The 18,185-nt window shown below is 74.3% G+C and carries 20 protein-coding genes and 1 tRNA gene; 10 read left to right on the top strand and 11 right to left on the bottom strand.

Going from position 1 to position 18,185, the window contains the following annotated elements; genetic code table 11:
- Nucleotides 1–52: 52 nt before the first annotated feature.
- The 4 genes from ACFVU3_RS02910 to ACFVU3_RS02895 all read right to left on the bottom strand — a co-directional run bounded on the left by ACFVU3_RS02910 (nucleotide 53) and on the right by ACFVU3_RS02895 (nucleotide 2,735).
- Complete coding sequence (locus ACFVU3_RS02910) at nucleotides 53–1,216, bottom strand: NUDIX domain-containing protein (protein WP_390063106.1); 1,164 nt, start codon at nucleotides 1,214–1,216, stop codon at nucleotides 53–55.
- A gap of 285 nt (nucleotides 1,217–1,501) precedes the next feature.
- Nucleotides 1,502–1,858, bottom strand: a complete 357-nt coding sequence (locus ACFVU3_RS02905; RefSeq protein ID WP_390063105.1) for an STAS/SEC14 domain-containing protein — start codon at nucleotides 1,856–1,858, stop codon at nucleotides 1,502–1,504.
- Between the two features lie 203 nt (nucleotides 1,859–2,061).
- On the bottom strand, nucleotides 2,062–2,208 hold the full coding sequence (locus ACFVU3_RS02900; RefSeq protein WP_390063103.1) for a hypothetical protein: 147 nt from the start codon (nucleotides 2,206–2,208) through the stop codon (nucleotides 2,062–2,064).
- A gap of 167 nt (nucleotides 2,209–2,375) precedes the next feature.
- Nucleotides 2,376–2,735, bottom strand: a complete 360-nt coding sequence (locus tag ACFVU3_RS02895) for a PRC-barrel domain containing protein (RefSeq protein ID WP_390063101.1) — start codon at nucleotides 2,733–2,735, stop codon at nucleotides 2,376–2,378.
- Nucleotides 2,736–2,922: 187 nt separating this feature from the next.
- Between ACFVU3_RS02895 and ACFVU3_RS02890 the strand changes: the two genes are divergently transcribed.
- Nucleotides 2,923–3,297: a PRC-barrel domain containing protein gene (locus tag ACFVU3_RS02890; protein WP_390063099.1), complete on the top strand. Its 375-nt coding sequence runs from the start codon at nucleotides 2,923–2,925 to the stop codon at nucleotides 3,295–3,297.
- A 21-nt stretch (nucleotides 3,298–3,318) separates the two neighbouring features.
- Here ACFVU3_RS02890 and ACFVU3_RS02885 read toward each other — a convergent pair.
- Nucleotides 3,319–3,395: transfer RNA gene (locus ACFVU3_RS02885), tRNA-Trp, on the bottom strand.
- A gap of 136 nt (nucleotides 3,396–3,531) precedes the next feature.
- Nucleotides 3,532–3,816 carry a cupin domain-containing protein gene (locus ACFVU3_RS02880; RefSeq protein ID WP_390063098.1) on the bottom strand — a complete coding sequence of 95 codons (285 nt, stop codon included), beginning with the start codon at nucleotides 3,814–3,816 and terminating at the stop codon, nucleotides 3,532–3,534.
- Nucleotides 3,817–4,164: 348 nt separating this feature from the next.
- Here ACFVU3_RS02880 and ACFVU3_RS02875 point away from each other — a divergent pair, with 348 nt between their 5' ends.
- Together ACFVU3_RS02875 and ACFVU3_RS02870 are read left to right on the top strand one after the other, a co-directional pair.
- Complete coding sequence (locus tag ACFVU3_RS02875) at nucleotides 4,165–4,560, top strand: hypothetical protein (RefSeq protein ID WP_390063097.1); 396 nt, start codon at nucleotides 4,165–4,167, stop codon at nucleotides 4,558–4,560.
- A gap of 254 nt (nucleotides 4,561–4,814) precedes the next feature.
- On the top strand, nucleotides 4,815–5,300 hold the full coding sequence (locus ACFVU3_RS02870) for an ATP-binding protein (RefSeq protein ID WP_390063095.1): 486 nt from the start codon (nucleotides 4,815–4,817) through the stop codon (nucleotides 5,298–5,300).
- A 189-nt stretch (nucleotides 5,301–5,489) separates the two neighbouring features.
- On the opposite strand, the gene ACFVU3_RS02865 is transcribed toward ACFVU3_RS02870, so the two are convergent.
- On the bottom strand, nucleotides 5,490–5,747 hold the full coding sequence (locus ACFVU3_RS02865; protein WP_390063093.1) for a WhiB family transcriptional regulator: 258 nt from the start codon (nucleotides 5,745–5,747) through the stop codon (nucleotides 5,490–5,492).
- Nucleotides 5,748–5,950: 203 nt separating this feature from the next.
- A complete protein-coding gene (locus ACFVU3_RS02860; RefSeq protein ID WP_390063091.1) occupies nucleotides 5,951–6,373 on the bottom strand; it encodes an ATP-binding protein in 423 nt (140 codons plus the stop codon).
- Nucleotides 6,374–6,604: 231 nt separating this feature from the next.
- Here ACFVU3_RS02860 and ACFVU3_RS02855 point away from each other — a divergent pair, with 231 nt between their 5' ends.
- Nucleotides 6,605–7,456, top strand: a complete 852-nt coding sequence (locus tag ACFVU3_RS02855) for an RNA polymerase sigma factor SigF (RefSeq protein ID WP_390063089.1) — start codon at nucleotides 6,605–6,607, stop codon at nucleotides 7,454–7,456.
- A 66-nt stretch (nucleotides 7,457–7,522) separates the two neighbouring features.
- Here ACFVU3_RS02855 and ACFVU3_RS02850 read toward each other — a convergent pair whose 3' ends face one another.
- From ACFVU3_RS02850 to ACFVU3_RS02840, 3 genes are all read right to left on the bottom strand, one after another.
- A complete protein-coding gene (locus ACFVU3_RS02850; RefSeq protein ID WP_390063088.1) occupies nucleotides 7,523–8,653 on the bottom strand; it encodes a lytic polysaccharide monooxygenase in 1,131 nt (376 codons plus the stop codon).
- A gap of 116 nt (nucleotides 8,654–8,769) precedes the next feature.
- A complete protein-coding gene (locus ACFVU3_RS02845; RefSeq protein ID WP_390063086.1) occupies nucleotides 8,770–9,900 on the bottom strand; it encodes a cellulose binding domain-containing protein in 1,131 nt (376 codons plus the stop codon).
- 492 nt (nucleotides 9,901–10,392) lie between these two features.
- Nucleotides 10,393–12,087, bottom strand: coding sequence for a protein kinase (locus ACFVU3_RS02840; protein WP_390063084.1), 1,695 nt, complete (start codon nucleotides 12,085–12,087; stop codon nucleotides 10,393–10,395).
- 214 nt (nucleotides 12,088–12,301) lie between these two features.
- Here ACFVU3_RS02840 and ACFVU3_RS02835 point away from each other — a divergent pair, with 214 nt between their 5' ends.
- The 6 genes from ACFVU3_RS02835 to ACFVU3_RS02810 all read left to right on the top strand — a co-directional run bounded on the left by ACFVU3_RS02835 (nucleotide 12,302) and on the right by ACFVU3_RS02810 (nucleotide 18,088).
- Nucleotides 12,302–12,928, top strand: coding sequence for a hypothetical protein (locus tag ACFVU3_RS02835; RefSeq protein ID WP_390063083.1), 627 nt, complete (start codon nucleotides 12,302–12,304; stop codon nucleotides 12,926–12,928).
- A 205-nt stretch (nucleotides 12,929–13,133) separates the two neighbouring features.
- Nucleotides 13,134–13,841, top strand: a complete 708-nt coding sequence (gene cseB / locus ACFVU3_RS02830; RefSeq protein ID WP_390063081.1) for a two-component system response regulator CseB — start codon at nucleotides 13,134–13,136, stop codon at nucleotides 13,839–13,841.
- Between the two features lie 14 nt (nucleotides 13,842–13,855).
- Nucleotides 13,856–15,112: an ATP-binding protein gene (locus ACFVU3_RS02825; RefSeq protein WP_390063079.1), complete on the top strand. Its 1,257-nt coding sequence runs from the start codon at nucleotides 13,856–13,858 to the stop codon at nucleotides 15,110–15,112.
- Nucleotides 15,113–15,344: 232 nt separating this feature from the next.
- Nucleotides 15,345–16,301 (top strand): D-alanyl-D-alanine carboxypeptidase family protein, encoded by a 957-nt coding sequence (locus ACFVU3_RS02820; protein ID WP_390063077.1) that lies wholly within the window; start codon nucleotides 15,345–15,347, stop codon nucleotides 16,299–16,301.
- A 6-nt stretch (nucleotides 16,302–16,307) separates the two neighbouring features.
- Complete coding sequence (locus tag ACFVU3_RS02815; protein ID WP_390063076.1) at nucleotides 16,308–17,492, top strand: endonuclease/exonuclease/phosphatase family protein; 1,185 nt, start codon at nucleotides 16,308–16,310, stop codon at nucleotides 17,490–17,492.
- A gap of 227 nt (nucleotides 17,493–17,719) precedes the next feature.
- Nucleotides 17,720–18,088 carry a PRC-barrel domain-containing protein gene (locus tag ACFVU3_RS02810; RefSeq protein ID WP_390063075.1) on the top strand — a complete coding sequence of 123 codons (369 nt, stop codon included), beginning with the start codon at nucleotides 17,720–17,722 and terminating at the stop codon, nucleotides 18,086–18,088.
- The last annotated feature ends 97 nt before the right edge of the window (nucleotides 18,089–18,185 follow it).

Below are 18,185 nucleotides of genomic sequence, written 5' to 3'. Positions count from 1 at the left end.
GGCGTCGGGCGCCGCGGCGGACCCGGTCGTGCGCCGGTGGGACGCGGCCGGCCTAGAAGGAGCCGTGGCGGTAGGGCTGGAAGTGGGCGGGCGGGTGGTCGAGCGGGAGGTCCGGCCTCCAGGCCGTCAGGCACTGACTGCTGGCGGCGAGGAGGGGCTGGGGCAGCGCGTCGAGGCCCCAGAACCGCCAGTCACCGATGGTCCCCTCCCGCTGCCGGGGAATGCCGGACCAGCGGGTGACCAGCACGGGCACGGTGAGCCGCGGGACGCCGCCCACGTGGTCGAGGAGCGTGCCCAGCAGGCGCACGTCCCCGGGTTCGGCGACCAGGCCGGCCTCCTCGGCGAGTTCACGGACCGCGGCCTCGGCGAGCGTCTCGCCGGGCTCCACCGAACCCCCCGGGATCTCCAGTGTTCCTCGCCGGTGCCGGCCCAGCAGGACCCCGTCCGGCCCGTGCACGAGGACCCCGACCCCCAGGGCCGCGTTCGCCGAGGGCGGCGCGGACGTCCGGGGGCGGCTCCGGACCCGACCGGGGCGGCGCGCCTCGTAGAGCCGGTACGAGAGCGGGCGGTCGTCCTGCGGGGCGTCGATCGCCGTGACCGCCTCCATGACGAGCCCGGCCTCGACGAGGAGGTCCTGCCACAGGGACGGGGTGAGGACCCACATGTGCATCGCGTGCTCGGTGTCCGTGCCGGGCAGCCGCAGGACCTCGGGACGCGCGGTGACCGCGTCGGACGGTCCGGCACCGCGCGAGTTCGTGTGCAGGGCGCTGAACACGAGCCGGCCACCGGGCCGGAGCCCGTTGGCCAGGACGGGCAGCAGGCGGTGCGGGTCCAGGAAGGGCACCCCGCTCACGGAGTAGATCAGGTCGTAGGGGGCGGCGTCGCGCACGTGGTCGACGGCGTCCGCGCACACCAGGCGCAGGCCGGGGGTGTCGGGGTAGCGGGCCAGGGCGCGCTGGTGCTGGGTGGGGGAGGAGTCCACGGCGGTCACCCGGGCGCCGAGGGCGGCCAGAAGGGCGGCGTGCCGGCCGACCCCGGCCCCCAGGTCGAGGACGCGCATCCCGGCGACCTCGCCGAGCACCTCGATCCCGGGGCCGCCGCACCCCGGGATGTCCCAGGCCCACGTCTCCAGCTCCGGCAGGTCGAACGTCCGGCCCAGCTGGTGCCGTCCGTAGAGCGTCCAGATCTCGGCGGAGTGCTTCTCGATGTCCAGCACCAGATGCTTCCTTTGCTCGATGGGCGGGCCCCTGAGGGGTCGTGTCGGCCGTACTCGTGAGGCTCAACGACGTCGCCGCGCTATCGAACTGGTGTCTTTCGGTCGCTGTGGGAACCCCGGTATCCGGGGCGTGTCGGAGCGTGGGCCATGCATCGACCCGTATCGCGCAACAGGGCGACGGAGGACCGTGGTTGGCCGAAACGCCGACGGAGGAGGCCGCGGGGTCACGAGCGCCGGGGCCGGGGTCCCGCCGGTCCGCGCGTACTCAGGGCGGCGGGAGCGGGGTCACGCGGAGACCCACGCGACCGCCTCGTCCCGCCCGCCGAGCGGGAAGGTCCTCGTCTCTCCGGGAGTCATCCAGCCGAAGAGCGAGGTGACATGGGTCATCCACTCGATGTCGGTGACCAGCGCTACCCGCTTCCAGGCGCGCAGATGCTCGACGCCGACCTTGAGGTCCTGCCACAGCGCGCCGCCCGACATGCCGTCGAAGTCACGCACGACGATCAGGAACCGCACCTCACCCGCCGCCGCGGCCTCCACCAGCACGGGCAGCACCGTGTCCCGGTAGTCCTCCGCGGACAGCTTGCCGGACGCCTCGAAACCGATGACGCCCGCCGGCATTCCTTCGAGCCTCTTGATCACGCGTGCCTCCCGTGGCGGTCGATCCCCGCGCGTCGTCCCGTGGCCGACGGGGGCGCCCCGGCGTGGCGGGCTTCCAGTCTCGGCCCGCCCGTTCCGCCCGGCCACGCGGAGCCGTCCGACCGGGCGAACGCCCGTGCGCCTCGTGGCCGGGACCACGCTCGCCCCGCCGCCCGTACGGACGGCGGGGCGTGCGTGAACGGCCGTCAGCGGCGGCCGCGGAGCCTGCCGAGGAGACGCCGCGCCTGGGCACGCCTGCGGGGATCGGCGGCGGCCCTGCGGACGGAAGCCGCCGCGCGCCGGCCCTGGGCGCCGTGGGCGAGTCGCCTGATGCGGTACAGCAGTGCGGTCATGAGGATTCTCCTCCGGTCGAAGGGGCGGGGCGGACGGGATGGGACGGACGGTCACGACGGCGTCCACGACGGGCGTCCACGACGGGGCGCTCCGAGAACGCCCCGACCGGGCGTTCCCAGGACGGTCCGACGGGGCGTCCGAGGACGCTCCCGAGGGCGGGCAGCGCCTATCGGAAGAACGCCAGGTAGTAGTCGACGAGCCGCATCCGGTGCGGATGCCCGTCGTCCCGGTCGTGGTCGGGGCCGGGTTCGAAGGGCGGGGCCTCCGCGATCTGCCGTCTGGAGCAGTCGACGCGGAGCGTCTCCGTACCCGGGTCGACAGCGGTGACGACCCCGGCCGGCACCACGACGCGCCGGTCGGGCCGCCAGGGACCCGTGTCCACCACGACATGGCCGCGGCCGGCCGCGGGCTCGTGCGCGTCGACCGTGCCGGCGAAACCGTCGGTGGCCTCGACCCGGTAGCCGGTCAGGTCCAGACGTGCCGCGCTCGCGGCGGCCTCCCTGTAGGTCCAGATGTCGTGTGCCATGTGCGCTGCCTTCCTTCCGTCGAGGGCGCGTGCCACCGGGTTCCGTGCTGCTCCTCCGTGTTGCCCGATGCCGGCGTCCCACACCTCCGTCGTGCGGTCGCCGGTCCTCGGGGGCGGCGGAATCATCCCCGGAGGCCCGGGTACGCGGACGCCCGACACGCAGCACGACGACGGAGGAGTGACGACGATGACCGAGGGTCTCTGGTCCTACAGCACGCAGTCCGGCCACCTGACGGGCACCGATCTGACCGGGTGGCGGGTCGAGGCGTCCGACGGGCACATCGGCAAGGTGGACAAGCACTCCGACGAGGTGGACGCCGCCTGGCTGGTCGTGGACACGGGCGTCTGGATCTTCGGCAAGGAGGCGCTGATCCCGGCGAGCGCGGTGACCCGCGTCGACCTGGAGGAGCGCGCGGTCCACCTCGCCCTGTCCAGGCGGCAGGTGAAGGACGCGCCCGAGTTCGTCTCCGAACAGCACCTCGCGGACCTGCGGTACCGGGAGGAGGTCGGCCGGTACTACCGGGCCGGGGGACCCTTCCCGGGCAGCACGGGCATCCGCTGACGTGCCGCCGGGAGCCCTGCGTGGCAGGGGTGACAGGAGTCGAACCTGCGACATCCGGTTTTGGAGACCGGCGCTCTGACCAGCTGAGCTACACCCCTTCGGTGTGAGGGAAGCATCGCAGCCCGGTGCGGAGCGGCGCCACTCGATAATCCGGCCCGAGGCCGGGCGCGGCCGGGAAGCGCGGAGAGCGGACGCGCCCCCGCGAGGGACTGCTTCAGCGCGCCCCGCGAGGGACTACTTCAGCTCGATCTCGACGAAGGCGAGCGGGGCGGTGCCGGCGTTGACGACCTCGTGCTCGCCGCCGGCCGGGCGCGCGTAGGACTCGCCCGCCCTGAGCTCGGAGACGGTGACGGCGCCGTCGGGGGTGATCACATGGGTCCGCCCGTCGGTGACGGGGACGACGACGTAGTCGTACGCGTGGACGTGACGGCCGGTGGACTGGCCGGAATCGAAGTCCCAGCGGGTGACACGGACCCGGTCGTCCTCGTGCTGCGTCCGTGCGCGGGCCGTCGTGGTCATGCTCGCTCCTCTCGCCGTCGTCGGATCCGGGCGCCGCGGCAGATCCGAGAGCCCGTGGACGGCAGGTTAGCCCCTTGCCCCGGCGGCCCCCCGCCCCCGCCCGCCGTCCCGCCCCCGCCCGCGTCCCCCGGCGAAGAGGCCGGCATGGATCGTCGGCGCCGGGGCACACGGACCCCGAGCGAGGGACACGCTCACGCCGGAAGACCCGCGGTTCCCCCCTTCCCGCGCGTCACCGGCACCGCCGTGCGGCCCGCACCGGATCCAGGTGCGGGCCGCACGCGCGTCCCGCCGGCGGCGCCGGTATGAAGAATGATGTTTACGGAGCGCGTGTCCGGCGAGACGACCCCCATGAGTGCTTCGGAGAAGAGTGGACAGAACGCGCTGCCCTGGACCGGCCCGTACGCCGTGCCGGACTACCCCGACATGCCGGAGGCGTACGACCCCGACCTGGCCGACACGGACGACCCCGACCTGGCCGACGCCTACGACCCGGCGGGCATGGGCGACCTTCGGGTCCTTCCGGCACCGTCCGAGGAGAAGGCCCGCACGGCCGGGCAGCGGGCCCGCGGCGCGGGAAACGCGCTGTGGACCGCCGTCCGCGCGCGCAAGGCCGTGACGGCGGGCGCGGCCGTGGGCACGGCCGCCGTGATCGCTCTCGTGTACGCACGGGGAAGGCGGGCGGGTCTGCGCGCGGGGAGGCGCGGTCTCGGGCCGGTGGCGCTGCTCCTCGAACGCCGCTGCTGAGGGCCGAGGAGCCCCTCGCCCGTCGTCGGTGGGCGGATCCCGCCGTCCACCCCGGTCCGGGCGGCCCCAGGACCAGGAGAGCCCGGCACTCCCCCTTCGGAGCGTGCCGGGCTCGTTCGCGCGTCCGGACGGACGGATCCGGCGGGCCGGTGTGATCCCCGAGGCGGGCGGTGTGGGAACCGTGAAGAGGGGAAAGGCGGTGTACGAGGCGTCCACCGCGCCCACCCACCTGGAAGGGAAGGAGTACCAGCACCATGGGGGACGTGATCACCGCAGAATGGGCGGCACCGGAGCCCCTGCTGTCCGCGAGTGCCGTCTACGACCACCCCTCCGACGGAGGCGCCATCGCCTCCGCCCGCGCCTTCACGGCCGACTTCCTCGCCGCCGCTCCTTCCGTACGGCGCGAGCCGGTGGCGGACGAGCGCGTCGAGCTGGCGCAGCTGGTGGTCAGCGAGCTGGTGACCAACGCGGTGCGGCACGCGCCCGGTCCCTGCCGGCTCCTGCTGGAGCTGTGCCGGGACACCCTGGAGATCTCGGTGTTCGACCGCTCCGCCCACGCCCCCGTGCCCCAGGGCCACGACCCGCGCCGCATCGGACAGCACGGAGTGGAGATCGTCGTCGCCGTCTGCGAGCGGCTGACCGTGGAGCCGGACCCGGAGGGGAAGCGGGTACGGGCGTGCCTCTCCCTCGTGCCGGAGTACGCCGACGCGGCGAACCCCCTGGACGGGTTCCCCGGCTGACCCCCCGGCCCGCCCCGTGCGGCCACGGCATGGCACGCCCCTGCCCGTCCAGCCGTCCAGCCGTCCAGCCGTGCAGTCGTCCGGCTGTTCAGCCACCGGTCCGCCCGGTCCGCCCGGTCCGCCCGGTCCGCCCGGTCCGCCCGGCCCCCGGTTCCGTGACGGATCCGAGAGACCGGGCCCGGCGGGATCTCACCGCCGCCCGTCCGCCCCGGGGCGCAACCGGCGGCGCAGCGAGCGCCGTTCGTTCTCGGTGAGACCGCCCCACACACCCGCCGGCGGGTGGGATCCGGCCATCGCGCAGCGCAGGCACTCCTCCCGCACCGGGCAGCGCCGGCAGACCTTCTTGGCCTCCTCGGCCTGGGCGAGCGCGGGGGACCCGGTGCCCACCGGGAAGAACAGATCGGGGTCGGCCTCCTGGCAGGCCGCGGCGGCACGCCAGCTGTCCATGTGAGCCTCCTGGCACATGAGTCGGGACTTGCGTCCCCGTTCGCCTGACCGCTCGGCCGTACGTGAAACCGCACCGGAGGGGCCCGGCACCCAGGGCGCGGCGGAGGACCGCTCGGTGGGGGCCGGCCGACAACACGACCCGGACGGGGCCGTACGCGGCCCCGTCCGGGGTGAGGATCGCGGCGGACCGCCGGGCGGCGGCCTCAGCCCGTGCGGCCGGGGGTCGGCGGGCGGAAGCAGGCGGTGACGTCCTTGCCCCGCGGGCAGGGGTGGGTCCGCACCTCGTCGGCGAGGGCGTCGATCAGCAGCAGGCCCCGCCCGCCCAGGGCCCCGTCGTCGGGGTCGCGCTGCTCGGGCACCCGCGGCGACGCGTCGTGCACGGTGACGTGCAGGCACTCCTCGTCCCAGGTGAGGATGAGCTGTGCGTCGCTGTGCGCGTGGACGTGGGCGTTGGTGACCAGTTCGGACACGGCGAGCACCACGGAGTCCACCAGGTCGGGCGCCGTCCGGTCCCAGCCGAGGCCCGTCAGGTGCGCACGCGTCCAGTCCCGTGCCGACTTCACGCTGCTGCCGAGGGGCAGCGACCGCGCCCAGCCGACCGCTCTCATCGAGGGATCCCGTGCCATGTCTCTCCTTCCCGTGCGATGGCTCGTCCTCGCACGGCCATCCTGCATGCTCCATCTGCCCCGCGACCGGCGGAAGAAGCGGTCTCCGGGCGCCGACTGCCCCCGTCCCCGGACGTGTTCGGAGAATCAGTCCGTGTGGAGCTCGGCGCTCCGGGTAGGCGAAGCGGCACAGGGCCATGAATCCCGGCTCGGGCACGCGCCCCGGCGGGATGGACGGGAAAGGGGAAAGGTGTGACGGTCACCACGATGTCGACCACAGGAGTTGAGGTCGGAACGGGAACGCTGCCGATCATCCCGGACGCGTCGGCCGTCGCGCCGAGGGACGCCCGCGCCCTCTCGAAGGTCTTCTTCGAGGAGCTCGCGGTGCTGGAGGAGGGCACGCACGCGTACCAGTACGCGCGCAACACCCTGATCGAGATGAACGCGAGCCTGGTCCGCTACGCGGCCGGGCGCTTCCGTCACCGTGGCGACGAGATGGAGGACATCGTCCAGGTCGGCATGATCGGCCTGATCAAGGCGATCGACCGCTTCGAGCTCGCGCGGGAGGTCGAGTTCACCACCTTCGCCGTGCCCTACATCGTCGGGGAGATCAAGAGGTTCTTCCGGGACACCTCGTGGGCGGTGCACGTGCCCCGCCGCCTCCAGGAGGCCCGGGTCGAACTGGCCAAGGCGACCGAGGAGCTGAGCACGCGCCTGGGCCGGATGCCGACGGTCGCGGAGCTGGCGGAGCTGATGAGCCTCACGGAGGAAGAGGTCACCGAGGCCCGGCTGGCGTCCAACGCCTACAACTCCTCGTCGCTCGACGCCGCGCTCAACGGCGAGGGCGAGGACGGCGAGGTGTCCCTGGCCGACCGCATCGGCAGCGAGGACCCCGCCATGGAGCTGGTGGAGGACTTCCACGCCCTGGCCCCGCTCATCGCCGGGCTCGACGAGCGCGATCGGCAGATCATCCACCTGAGGTTCGTCGAGGAGCTCACCCAGTCCCAGATCGGGGAACTCCTGGGGTGCTCCCAGATGCACGTCTCCCGCCTCCTCGCGCGCACCATGAAGCGCCTGCGCGCGGGTCTTCTCGAGACCGGCTGACCCGTGCGAGGGGCCGTCTCCCGCCGTAGGGCAGACGGCCCCTCGCTCGTTGCCGAGGGGGGATCGTCACGGGGTGACGCAGGTGACGGAACCGACCGGGTGGTCGTTGCCGGCCGAGGCCGCGGTGAACCCGAAGGTCACGCTGCCGTCCGCCGGGACGGTCCGGTTGTAGTCGAGGTTCCTGACGGTGAGCGTGCCGTCGGTGCCGGAGGACAGCGCCCCGTTCCAGAGCGAGGTGATCCGGGTGCCGGCGCCCGGAGTCCAGCGCACGGCCCAGCCGTCGCGCGCCGTCGCGGTGTGGTTCATCACCTCGACGGAGCCCTGGAAGCCGCCGCTCCAGGAGTTGACGACGGTGTAGACGGCCATGCACCCGGTGTGCGGATCGGTCGGGGTGGGCGTCGGCCCGGTCGGGGTCGGGGTCGGGGTCGGCTCTATGGGCGTGGGCGTGGGGGTCGGCGTCGGGGTGGGGGTTCCGCCCGAGCCGCGTATCCCGGTCACCTCGCCGTTGCCGCCGTCGAAGACGATGTCGGAGCAGGAGAAGAAGTTCTCCTGGCTGTCCGAGCGGACCCACTGGATGAAGAGCACGGCGTCACCCGAGCGGCCCGAGGGCAGGCTCAGGTCCCAGAAGTAGTGTCCTCCGTCGGCGCCGGGGGAGCCCGTCTGCGGAGGGTCCGTGACGGTCTGGACCAACTCCAGGTCGTCCCAGCCCAGTTCGGTGGCGGGTGAGTAGCCGGGCTTGGAGAGGTACACCCGGAAGGAGCCCGGATGGGCGGCCCAGTTGCTGTGCTTGACCTGGATCGTCCGCCCTGAGGTCAGATGGGTGCGCGGCCAGTCGGCCCGGGCCGCGTTGTAGCCGGTGAAGTCGTACGGCGACCGGTCGCCGGCACTGCACAGCGTGCCGTCCGGCACGTAACCGGCGCCTCGTCCGCCGGCCTGGGAGTCGAGCACGGCGAACCAGTTGTAGAGCGAGTTCGGCCCGCTCTCGGCGAGCGCCGCCCGGCACGCGGGGTTGGTCGGGTCGAGGCTTCCGGTGCTGGTCCTGGCGTCCACCCAGCAGAGGTAGGTGCGGGAGCCCGGCATCATCGTGACGCCGTGCGCCTGCGCGCTGTTCTGGCCCAGCAGGGTCAGGCCGATCCCGGCGAGCAGCGTCGCGAGCGCCGCCGCCAGGGAGGCGAGCCGCTTCTTGCGTCCAGCCATTCGTGTCTCCTGTGTGTGGGGAGGTGCGTTCGTCCGGTGTTCTCCTCGTGCGCGGTGCGCTGTGCGCGGTGCGCTGTGCGTCGGCGTCAGGTCAGGCCAGGTCAGGCCAGGTCAGGTCAGGTGCAGGCCACACCTCCGAGGCGGAATCCGGACGGAGGGGCGAACGTGCCGCCGTACGTGCCCTGGAAGCCGAACGTCCGGCTCGCTCCGGCCGCGATGCGCGCGTCGTGCGGCGGGCCGGTCGCCGTCACGGTGCCGGAGGTGGGCGTGACGGCCGCGTTCCACGCATGGGTGATCCGGTGCCCGGCGGGCAGCGTGAAGGCGAGGTGCCAGGCGTCGACGGCGGCGGGGCCGGTGTTGGTGACGGTGACGTCCGCCGTGTAGCCGCCGGTCCACACGTGGGGCACGACCGTCACCGTGCACGACGCGGCGGGACCGGGGGTGCCGGGGCCGGGCGCGGGGGTGCCGAGGTCCACGGTGGAGGAGAAGGAGTGCACGGCGAGCCCGGCGCCGTTCTGCCACGGCTCGAAGCCGGCCTGGACGCTCGTCAGGTACCAGTCGTCCCGCGCCATCCCGCGGGCGACGGTCTCCCGGACGAAGTCCATGACGTCGAAGCTCCACTCCGCGACGGCCGAGGGCGCGACGAAGGAGATGACGTCGTTGGCACCGTTGCCGCCCGTCCACACCTGCCAGGAACGCCCGCCGACGGTGGCGGTGCCGACGGGGGAACCGATCGGCTGGACCGGCCCGGCCTTGTGGAACCAGATCATGATCTCGGTGCGGTTCACCCCGTCGGTCCGGGGTGCCGGGTCCAGCCAGATGTCGTACGAGGCGTTGTAGACGGAGTCGGCGGCGAAGCCGTACGCGATGTCGCTGGGGGCCGCGGCGATGCCGTCGATCCGGGCGGGGAGGGCGGTGCCGGGTGAGCAGCGGGTGTAGTGGCAGCCGTTGAAGAGCGACGGGTACGCCTTCGGGGGGCCGTCGGTGGGCACGGATCCGTCGGCCCGGGTCACCCGGAAGCCGGTGTCGGTGGCGGTGACGCACTGCGTCGCGCCGGTGCCCCAGCGGTTGTTCTGGACGACGTACCGGCCCTGGACGGTGGCCGTGCCGTACTGCTCGCAGATCAGGGTGTCGGCCTGGGCCGCAGGCGCGACGCCGACCAGGGTCGCCAGTACGGTCACGAGGGCGAGGAGGAGCGCGCCGAGCACGCCGCGCGGCGACGTCGGGCGGTGGGGTGACGCTCGCATCTGGGTCCTCTCCACGAAGGTGTGTGTGGGGGGAGCGGCGGGGGAGGCGTCTCCCGGTCGACGGAACTGCCGTATGGGAGCGCTCCCATCGCGTGGTTCTGGGCGGAACTGTAGGAGCGGGAAGGAGACCTGACAACCCGTCGGGAAAGGTGCGGTCGCCACGCGTCCCCTCCGCCGGGGAGCTCCGCCCGTGCCGTCGCGGCGCTCCGGGCCGTCGTCGGACGAAGGCCGGCGGACGCGGCGCGCCCAGGGACGCTTCGAGGGCGTGCGCGGCGGCGAGGGCGAGGTCGCCGTGGTGGGGAGGGGCGGCGATCCCCCTGGAGGAGCTCGACGAGCGCGCCGTCCGGGCCTTCACCCGCATGCTCGACGGCCTCGCGGCCCCGTCGGCGCGGCCGGCCCCGGAGGTGTGAAGCGGCCCCGGAGGCGTGACGCGGCCCCGGAGGCATGCCGCCTCCGGGGCCGGCCGCGCCGCCGGTGCCGGGCCGGGGAACGTCAGGGCATGGCGTCGTACGCGGACCGGGCGAAGCCCTCGGCCTTCGCCTCGCAGTCGGGAACCCGGTCGCCCGCGGGGGAGGAGCCCTGCGTGGGGGTCAGGTCGACCGTCACGACCAGATTGGCGTCGCGGACGCGCAGCGAGCAGCCGGACCCGGCGGGGTTCTGGGGTGCCGCCGCCCAGTACGCCTCGTCGCCGAACGACAGGTCCGCGCCGCGCGCGTCGCCCCGGCCCGCCGCGAACGCCCGGACCTGCCGCTCCGTCGCCTCGGCGGCCGTGGCGCCCGTGCGCAAGGTCCACGAGACCTCGACGACCGTCCGGTCCGCCTCCCAGGAGCACCGGTTCTCCCTGCCGTCGGGCAGGGCGACCGCGACGTCCCGCTCCGGCAGCCGCACGGCTCCGGGAAGCGAGAAGGACACCTGGTCGCAGTCGGGTGTGGCCGCGTGGCTGGTGGCCTCCTGCCGCGTCAGGAAGTAGCCCCCGACCCCCGCGCCCGCCAGTGCGAGCACCACGAGGGCGACGAGGGCTCCGCCCCCCGGCCGTCGCCGCCGCGGCAGGGGCGCCTGAGGTGCGGGTGAGGGCGGTTCGGCGAGGGTGGGCCGGTCGGGGACGGGCCCGGCCGGTGGCACCCCCGCCGGCAGAGGCGCCGTCGGTGCCGCCGGAAGTGCCGTCGCCGCCGGATCCGCCGGTGCCGTCGCCGCCGTCGGCGTCTTCGCGAGGAGGGAGGCGGGCGTGGTGCGTCCGGGTGCCGGCACCGGTGCGGTGACGCGCCGCGGCGGTACGACGACCGTGGCCGCCTCCGCGCCGCTCAGCAGCGCGTCGATGCGGGCCTCCTGAGCGGCGACCATGTCATGGATCGCCGACGGCCAGGCGCGCGCCGCCGGCGGGACCGGACCGAGCAGGGTGAGCAGGCGCGCCGGAGTGGGACGGTCCGACGGCGATTTGGCGAGGCACTCCTCGAGGATGCCGCGCAGTCCGGCCGGGACGCCTTCGAGGTCGGGCGAGTGGTGGACGACGTTGTAGAGCGTCTGGAGCGTCGACGTCCCGGCGAAGGGGGCCCGGCCCGTCAGGGCGAGCGCCAGGACCGCGCCGAGCGAGAAGACGTCGCTCGCCGGGGTGAGGTCCCTGCCTTCCGCCTGCTCGGGCGACATGTACGGGGGCGAGCCGATCACCCAGCCGGTCTGGGTCAGCTCGGTGGCGCCGGTGGTCTCGGCGGCCCGCACGATGCCGAAGTCGATGACGCGGACGCCGTCCCCCGCGAGGAGCACGTTCTCCGGCTTCAGATCACGGTGGATCAGGTTCACCCGGTGGATCTCCACCAGCGCGGTCGCCAGCCCGAGCGCCAGGCGGCGGGCGGCCGCCTCGGGAAGCGGCCCCGTCTCCCGGACGGCGGCGCCCAGTGAGGGGCCGGTGACGAACACCGAGGCGAGCCAGGGCAGTCCGGAGTCCGCGTCTGCCGCCATCACCGCGGCCGTGTAGGCGCCGGAGACCGTGCGCGAGGCGGCGACCTCGCGCCGGAACCGGGCCCGGAAGTCGTCGTCGGAGGCGAACCGGGGATGCACCTGCTTCACGGCCGCCAGCCGTCCGTCGCGTGCCGCGCCGAGGAAGACGCGGCCCATGCCGCCCCGTCCGAGCTCGGCGAGCAGCCGGTACGGGCCGATCTCGGTCGGTGCGGAGCCGTCGAGCGGTTCCATCACAAGTCTCCCACCGCGCTGTGCCACCCCCGGTGGCTTTCCGATGTCGCAAGGTGCCTGCTCCCCCCCAGGGAACGCGCTGTGATCCTACTGATCCCCGGAGCGGGAGCGAACGGCGCGCCCCGGGGCGGGACGTCCGCCCCGCCGGCCCGGCGGCGTGCCGGGGCGGACGTCCCGTGCCGGGCGTGTCGGAGGCGGTGGATACCCTTCGGGAATGAGCAACGCGGTGTGGGAAGCCCTGGCGGCGACGCCCCTCCAGGAAGTGCTGCGCCGCGCGGTCGTCGTGGACGACCTCGCCGAGGTGGCCCCGGTGACGGTGCCCGGCGCACGCCGTCTGGCCTGGAACGACGGCGGCGGCCAGTCCGCGGTCTGGTACTTCGCGGAGGACGGCCGCGCGCTGCTCCTGACGTTCGACCACGAGTCGGAGCTGAATCTGTACGCCGAGGAGGAGTTCGCCCTCCAGGAGTCCTTCTACGAGGGTGTTCCCGCGCCCCTGGTGGACCTGGTCCGCGACCGGCCCGAGAACTACGAGTCGCTGAACCTCACCGACCCGGAGTCGGGCCGGACGATCCACTACGCGGGCGGTGCCTTCTGGTACGACGGCACGCGCTGGCACGTGGCCGACGGTCTGGCGGACCACTGCGGCCGCGAGGGGTTGGACCTGTTCGGCGAATCCGGCTTCGACTACTGCCTGGACGTCTACCGGCTCGGCCGGGACTTCACCCCGGAGGCCGTCGTCGCGGACCGGGACGAGGACGGCTGCTACGAGGACGAGAAGGAGAAGGAGGCGGACCTGCCGGTCGTCCGTGAGGTCTTCGCCCGGCACGGCCGGGGGCGGTGACCCCCGGGCCCGCCGAGGGAGTCGCGGACGGGCCCTTCGAACCGCCGGTGACGCACCGCGGCGGCGGTGGCGGGGGTGTCGTCCGCGGTGCGGCAGCGGCTCCGGCAGCCGGAGCCGTACGGCCAGGGCCGGTGCCCCCGGGGCCGTCGCGCCGCGGTGTGGGGCATGATGGGAGACCCGCCGCCCCCGCGTTCGATGGATGCAGATGTCTGAGCCCGTTCCCGTGACGATCCTGCTCGTCGAGGACGACGAGGTGATCCGGCGGTCCGTCGCGATGGCCCTGGAGCGGTACGGCTACCGCGTCTCCGTCGCGGGCGACGGACTGACCGGGCTCGAACTGTTCCGCGACGGTCACCATGACCTGCTGCTGCTCGACGTGATGCTCCCGGAGCTGGACGGCATCGGACTGTGCCGCCGGATCAGGGAGTCCAGCACCGCCCCGATCCTCATGATGTCCGCGCGCGGCGACGCCCTCGACGTCGTCTCCGGACTGGAGGCCGGGGCCGACGACTACGTGGTCAAGCCCGTCGACACCGCGGTCCTGGTGGCCCGCATCCGCTCCCTGCTGCGCCGTGCCGCCTTCGTCCCCCCGGCCACCGGGCGGACCGGCCCCCCGGAGGCGCCTGCCGGGCGGCTCGTCTTCGGCGACCTGAGCATCGACCCCGCCGCACTGGAAGTACGCAGGGGCGGCGAGGAGATCGCCCTGGCGCCGACCGAACTCCGGCTGCTGCTCGAGTTCTCCGCCCACCCCGGGATCGTGCTCGACCGCCAGAGCCTGCTGCGCAATGTCTGGGACTACGGATGGGACGGCGACACCCGGGTCGTCGACCTCTGCGTCCAGCGGCTGCGGAAGAAGATCGGAGCCGACCGGATCGAGACGGTCCGGGGCTTCGGCTACAAGCTGCGACGCTGAGGGAAACACTGCGGATGACGCTGGTACGCGCCCTGTCCAACCCCCGCTCGCTGCGCTGGAAGATCCTGCTGCTGACGGCACTCGCCTGCGCCGCGATGGCCCTCACGGTCGGCGTTCTGGTCCACGAATCGACCTTGAACCGGTCCATGCACGAAGGTGCCGGGAAGGCCGAGGCCGCCCTCGACCGCGCCCTGGCCGAGGCCCGGGAGTCCGGCGGTCCGGCGCCCGTGGTCTCCCCGGCCGAACTCCCGGACGCCCTGCTGCGGCAGGTCGAACGCGAAGGCCGGGGCACCCGGTACGAGAACGGCCCCCCGGCACCCGCCTTCTGGGCCGCTCGTCAGGAGGGCGGGCAGCTGTACGCGGTCGAGGTCGACATGACCGCCGACCTGCTCACCCGGCAGGCACTCGACCGGCACATGTGGAAGTACTCACTGCTCACCCTGGGCGTCGTCGTCCCCGTCACCGCCCTCGCCACCGAACTGCCCGCGCGGCGGCTGCGCCGCGTGGCCCGCACGGCGCGCCGCATCACGGCGGGCGACCTCGACGCGCGCACGGGGACCGGCCGCCGCGACGCCGACGGCGACGAGATCGGTGAGATCGCCGCCGTCGTCGACTCGATGGCGGACAGCCTGCAGCAGCGCATCGCCCGCGAGCAGCGCTTCACCGCCGACGTGGCGCACGAGCTCCGCACCCCCCTGATGGGGCTGGTCACCTCCGCGGGACTGCTGCCCGAGGGCGAGGCCACCGACATGGTCAGGGACCGGGTCCAGGTCCTGCGCGACCTGGTCGAGGACCTGCTGGAGATCTCCCGTCTCGACGCCGGCGCCGAGGAGGCGCGGCGCAGGCCGGTGGCCCTGGCGGAGCTCGTACGGGAGTCGGCGGCGAGGACCGGGCTGGAGGCGCGGGTGACCGCCGACGAGGAGGCCGTGGCGGAGACGGATCCGCGGCGGCTCGACCGGATCGTCGCCAACCTCGTCGTCAACGCCCACCGTCATGGCGCCGGCCCCGTGGAGATCACCGTCTCCGCCGGGGCGATCACGGTACGGGACCACGGCCCGGGCTACCCCGGGGACCTGCTGGCCCACGGACCCCAGCGCTTCCGGACGGGCACCGCCGAGCGGGGACGCGGCCACGGCCTCGGCCTGACGATCGCGTCCGGCCAGGCGGACGTGATCGGAGCGGTGCTGGAGTTCGCCAACCACGCCGGGGACGGGGGAGCGGTGGCGACCCTCCGCCTGCCGGAGGACGGGGCCGGCGCGGCCCGGTCGTGAAGGCCGATGACGTGCCCGGCGACTGACGTGTCCGGCGACTGACCTGCCCCACGAAAGACACGCCCGGCGATTGACGAGTCCTGCGACGAGGGGGCCGCCGCGCGCCGGCGCCGATACACGATCGATGGGTTCCCGAGCCCCGGCGAAGCCCTTCCGTCCGGCGTCCGGAGACACCGCCCCCGGAGCCTTGCTGCCGTACCGATCCCGTTCGGCAGCACCCGGAGGTGGCTCCATGTCCCTTTCCCCCGCCCACCGCGTCCGTGTCGCGGGCGGCGCGCTGGCCCTGCTCCTCGTGACCGTCCTCGGCTTCTCCGTCTCCGGCCCCGGACCGGGGACGGACGGCAGCTCCGCCCCGTCCTCCCCGTCCGGCACCTGGTCCTTCGACGACGGCGCGGTCCCGTGGCCCGAGGAGGGCCAGACCGCCGTCGCGCTCGAAGGCTCGGGCCCGGTCGGCACCCGGGGGGACCGGAGCCCCGTCCCCATCGCGAGCCTGGCGAAGGTGATGACCGCTCACGTCATCCTCCAGGAGCACCCGCTGCGGCCCGGGGAAGAGGGCCCCCTGATCGAGGTGGACCGGCAGGCGGCCCACGAGGCGGGCGTCGGGGGCGAGTCGAAGGTGCCGCTCCGGGCGGGCAGCCGCCACTCCCAGCGCCGGCTCCTCCAGATGCTGCTGATCCCCTCCGGCAACAACGTCGCACGTCTGCTCGCCCGCTGGGACGCGGGGAGCCAGGAGGCGTTCGCGGCGAAGATGCGCCGCGCCGCCGACCGGCTGGGCATGGACCGGTCGACGTACACCGGGGCGAGCGGGATCGAACCCACCACGACCAGCACCGCGGCCGACCAGCTCGTCCTGGCCCGGACGGTGATGAAGCACCCCGTCTTCCGCGAGATCGTGGCCACCCGGACCGTCACCGTCCCCGGCGTCGGCCCCCTCACCAACACCAACCCCCTGCTGGACGTCCCGGGCGTCGTCGGCATCAAGACGGGCTCCAGCACCCCGGCGGGCGGCAACCTCCTGTGGGCCTGCGAGGTCCGCCTCGGGGGTGAGCCCCGCCTGCTCGTCGGAGCCGTCCTCCACCAGCGGGCGGACACCACCCCCGGCGAGGGCCTCCGCGCGGCGGTCGACAGCAGCCGCCGGCTGATCGCCGGCCTGCGCGACCAGCTGCCGCGGGCCGGTACGGAGGGCTGAACCGCGATGACGACGGCACGCCACGAGACCACCCCGGACCCGGCGGCACCGGGACCCGTACGCGACCCCGAGCCTGTACCCGTACGCGACCCGGAGCCTGTACCCGTACCCGAGCCCGTACCCATACCCGAGCCCGCGCCCGGCCCCGAGCGCGATCCGGAACCCGCGCACCGCCCCGCGAAACCGCCCGCGCCCGCGGCACCGCCCGTGCCCGGGACGCCCGGTCCGGCCCGCCGCCGGGGCGCACGGCGCCGAGGCACGTCCGTCGTCATCTGCTCCGCCGCTCTCGCCCTCCTCCTGGCGCTGGCCGGGCACGTCGGGCTCCCCGAGCTCCCCGGGCACCTCGGCAGCCTGGCCGAGACGCTGCTCCCGTGGACGGCTCTCGGGGTCCCCGCGCTCGCGGCGCCGGCGCTGCTGCGCGGATCACGGACGGCGACGGCGTCCCTGCTCCTGCCGGTGACGGCGTGGCTGACGGTCTTCGGCGGCACGCTCACCGACAAGTCGTCCGCCGGCGGGGACCTCACCCTGGTCAGCCACAACGTCAACCAGGCCAACCCGGACCCGCGGGGCACCGCGCGGAGCCTGATCGCCGCGCGGGCGGACGTCGTCGCGCTCCAGGAACTCGACCCGGACACCGCGCCCGCCTACGCCGCCGCCCTGGCCGACGCGTACCCGTACCACTTCTCCCAGGGCACGGTGGGGCTGTGGAGCACCCGCCCGCTGCGGGACGCGCGGGCCGTGCCGATCATGCCGTGGACCCGGGCCATGCGCGCCACGGTGGTCACCCCCGAGGGCCCGCTGGCCGTGTACGTCGCCCACCTGCCGTCCGTCCGTGTCGGTCCCTCCGGCTTCACCGCCGGCACGAGGAACGAGGTCGTGGACGTCCTCGCGGGGATCCTGCGGGCCGAGCGCGCCCCGCGCCTCGTCGTCATGGGCGACTTCAACGGCTCCACGGACGACCGGGCGCTGCGCCCCCTGACCCGGGGCATGACGTCGGTCCAGGCCGCGGCCGGCGAGGGGTTCGGCTTCACCTGGCCCTCGCGCCTCCCGCTCGTACGGATCGACCAGATCCTCCTCAAGGGAGCGCGGGCCACCGCGGCGTGGACCCTCCCCGCGACACCCAGCGACCACCTCCCCGTGGCGGCCCGCATCCGCCTCGACCGTGCCCCGCGGGCCGCGGCGGGGCCCTGACAGGCCCCCTCGCGCCGACGAGATCGTCGGCGGCCTCGTCGCCGACGCCGAGAGGATCACCGGCCGGCTCGCGGGCTCCGCCGACAGGAGGGGGATTGGCTCGCACGGCTCGGGGCAGGCGATGCCCAGGCGGGGAGAACGCCCCGCCGCGAAAGACACACAACACGGAGAAGGAGGGCGCCGGCGATCCGCCGGCCGCCCTCGACCACCGGAGGAGTTGTTTTCGCGTGAGTGAGCACGTGTGGAGCTACAGGTCGACCGCGGGCCACGTGGCCGGTACGGAACTGACCGGCTACAAGGTCGAGGCGACCGACGGCGGCATCGGGAAGGTGGACAAGCACTCCGACGAGGTCGGGGACGCCTATCTGGTCGTGGACACGGGGGTCTGGATCTTCGGCAAGGAGGTCCTCCTCCCCGCCGCCACCGTCGTGCGGATCGACGTGGACGACCGGAAGGTCTACGTCGAGCGCACGAAGGAGCAGATCAAGGACGCCCCGGAATTCCACCGGGAGAAGCACCTCGACGACCCCGCCTACCGCCACGACCTGGGCGCGTACTACGGACCGGGCGGCCCCTTCGGCGGCCCGATGGCCTGAGCGCCGTCGTGGGGGGGGGCCCGGCCCGCGGGGGCGGGGCCCCCCCCCCCCCCGCCCGGGGGGCCCCCGCCCCCCGCGGGCCGGGGCGACCCCCCCC

The organism is Streptomyces sp. NPDC058052 (genome assembly GCF_042885515.1).
In the GTDB taxonomy this organism is placed as follows: domain Bacteria; phylum Actinomycetota; class Actinomycetes; order Streptomycetales; family Streptomycetaceae; genus Streptomyces.
The sequence above is the reverse complement of the archived record's forward strand: the minus strand, read 5'-3'. Positions and strand labels throughout refer to the sequence as shown.

Coding starts and splice junctions, on each gene's coding strand:
- ACFVU3_RS02880 (WP_390063098.1), bottom strand. CDS start 3,816: ATGACCACGACGGCCCGCGCACGGACGCAGCACGAGGACGACCGGGTC.
- ACFVU3_RS02865 (WP_390063093.1), bottom strand. CDS start 5,747: ATGGACAGCTGGCGTGCCGCCGCGGCCTGCCAGGAGGCCGACCCCGAT.
- ACFVU3_RS02820 (WP_390063077.1), top strand. CDS start 15,345: ATGTCCCTTTCCCCCGCCCACCGCGTCCGTGTCGCGGGCGGCGCGCTG.
- ACFVU3_RS02895 (WP_390063101.1), bottom strand. CDS start 2,735: ATGGCACACGACATCTGGACCTACAGGGAGGCCGCCGCGAGCGCGGCA.
- ACFVU3_RS02900 (WP_390063103.1), bottom strand. CDS start 2,208: ATGACCGCACTGCTGTACCGCATCAGGCGACTCGCCCACGGCGCCCAG.
- ACFVU3_RS02825 (WP_390063079.1), top strand. CDS start 13,856: ATGACGCTGGTACGCGCCCTGTCCAACCCCCGCTCGCTGCGCTGGAAG.
- ACFVU3_RS02890 (WP_390063099.1), top strand. CDS start 2,923: ATGACCGAGGGTCTCTGGTCCTACAGCACGCAGTCCGGCCACCTGACG.
- ACFVU3_RS02815 (WP_390063076.1), top strand. CDS start 16,308: ATGACGACGGCACGCCACGAGACCACCCCGGACCCGGCGGCACCGGGA.
- ACFVU3_RS02850 (WP_390063088.1), bottom strand. CDS start 8,653: ATGGCTGGACGCAAGAAGCGGCTCGCCTCCCTGGCGGCGGCGCTCGCG.
- ACFVU3_RS02845 (WP_390063086.1), bottom strand. CDS start 9,900: ATGCGAGCGTCACCCCACCGCCCGACGTCGCCGCGCGGCGTGCTCGGC.
- ACFVU3_RS02870 (WP_390063095.1), top strand. CDS start 4,815: ATGGGGGACGTGATCACCGCAGAATGGGCGGCACCGGAGCCCCTGCTG.
- ACFVU3_RS02860 (WP_390063091.1), bottom strand. CDS start 6,373: ATGGCACGGGATCCCTCGATGAGAGCGGTCGGCTGGGCGCGGTCGCTG.
- ACFVU3_RS02840 (WP_390063084.1), bottom strand. CDS start 12,087: ATGGAACCGCTCGACGGCTCCGCACCGACCGAGATCGGCCCGTACCGG.
- ACFVU3_RS02835 (WP_390063083.1), top strand. CDS start 12,302: ATGAGCAACGCGGTGTGGGAAGCCCTGGCGGCGACGCCCCTCCAGGAA.
- ACFVU3_RS02875 (WP_390063097.1), top strand. CDS start 4,165: ATGAGTGCTTCGGAGAAGAGTGGACAGAACGCGCTGCCCTGGACCGGC.
- cseB (WP_390063081.1), top strand. CDS start 13,134: ATGTCTGAGCCCGTTCCCGTGACGATCCTGCTCGTCGAGGACGACGAG.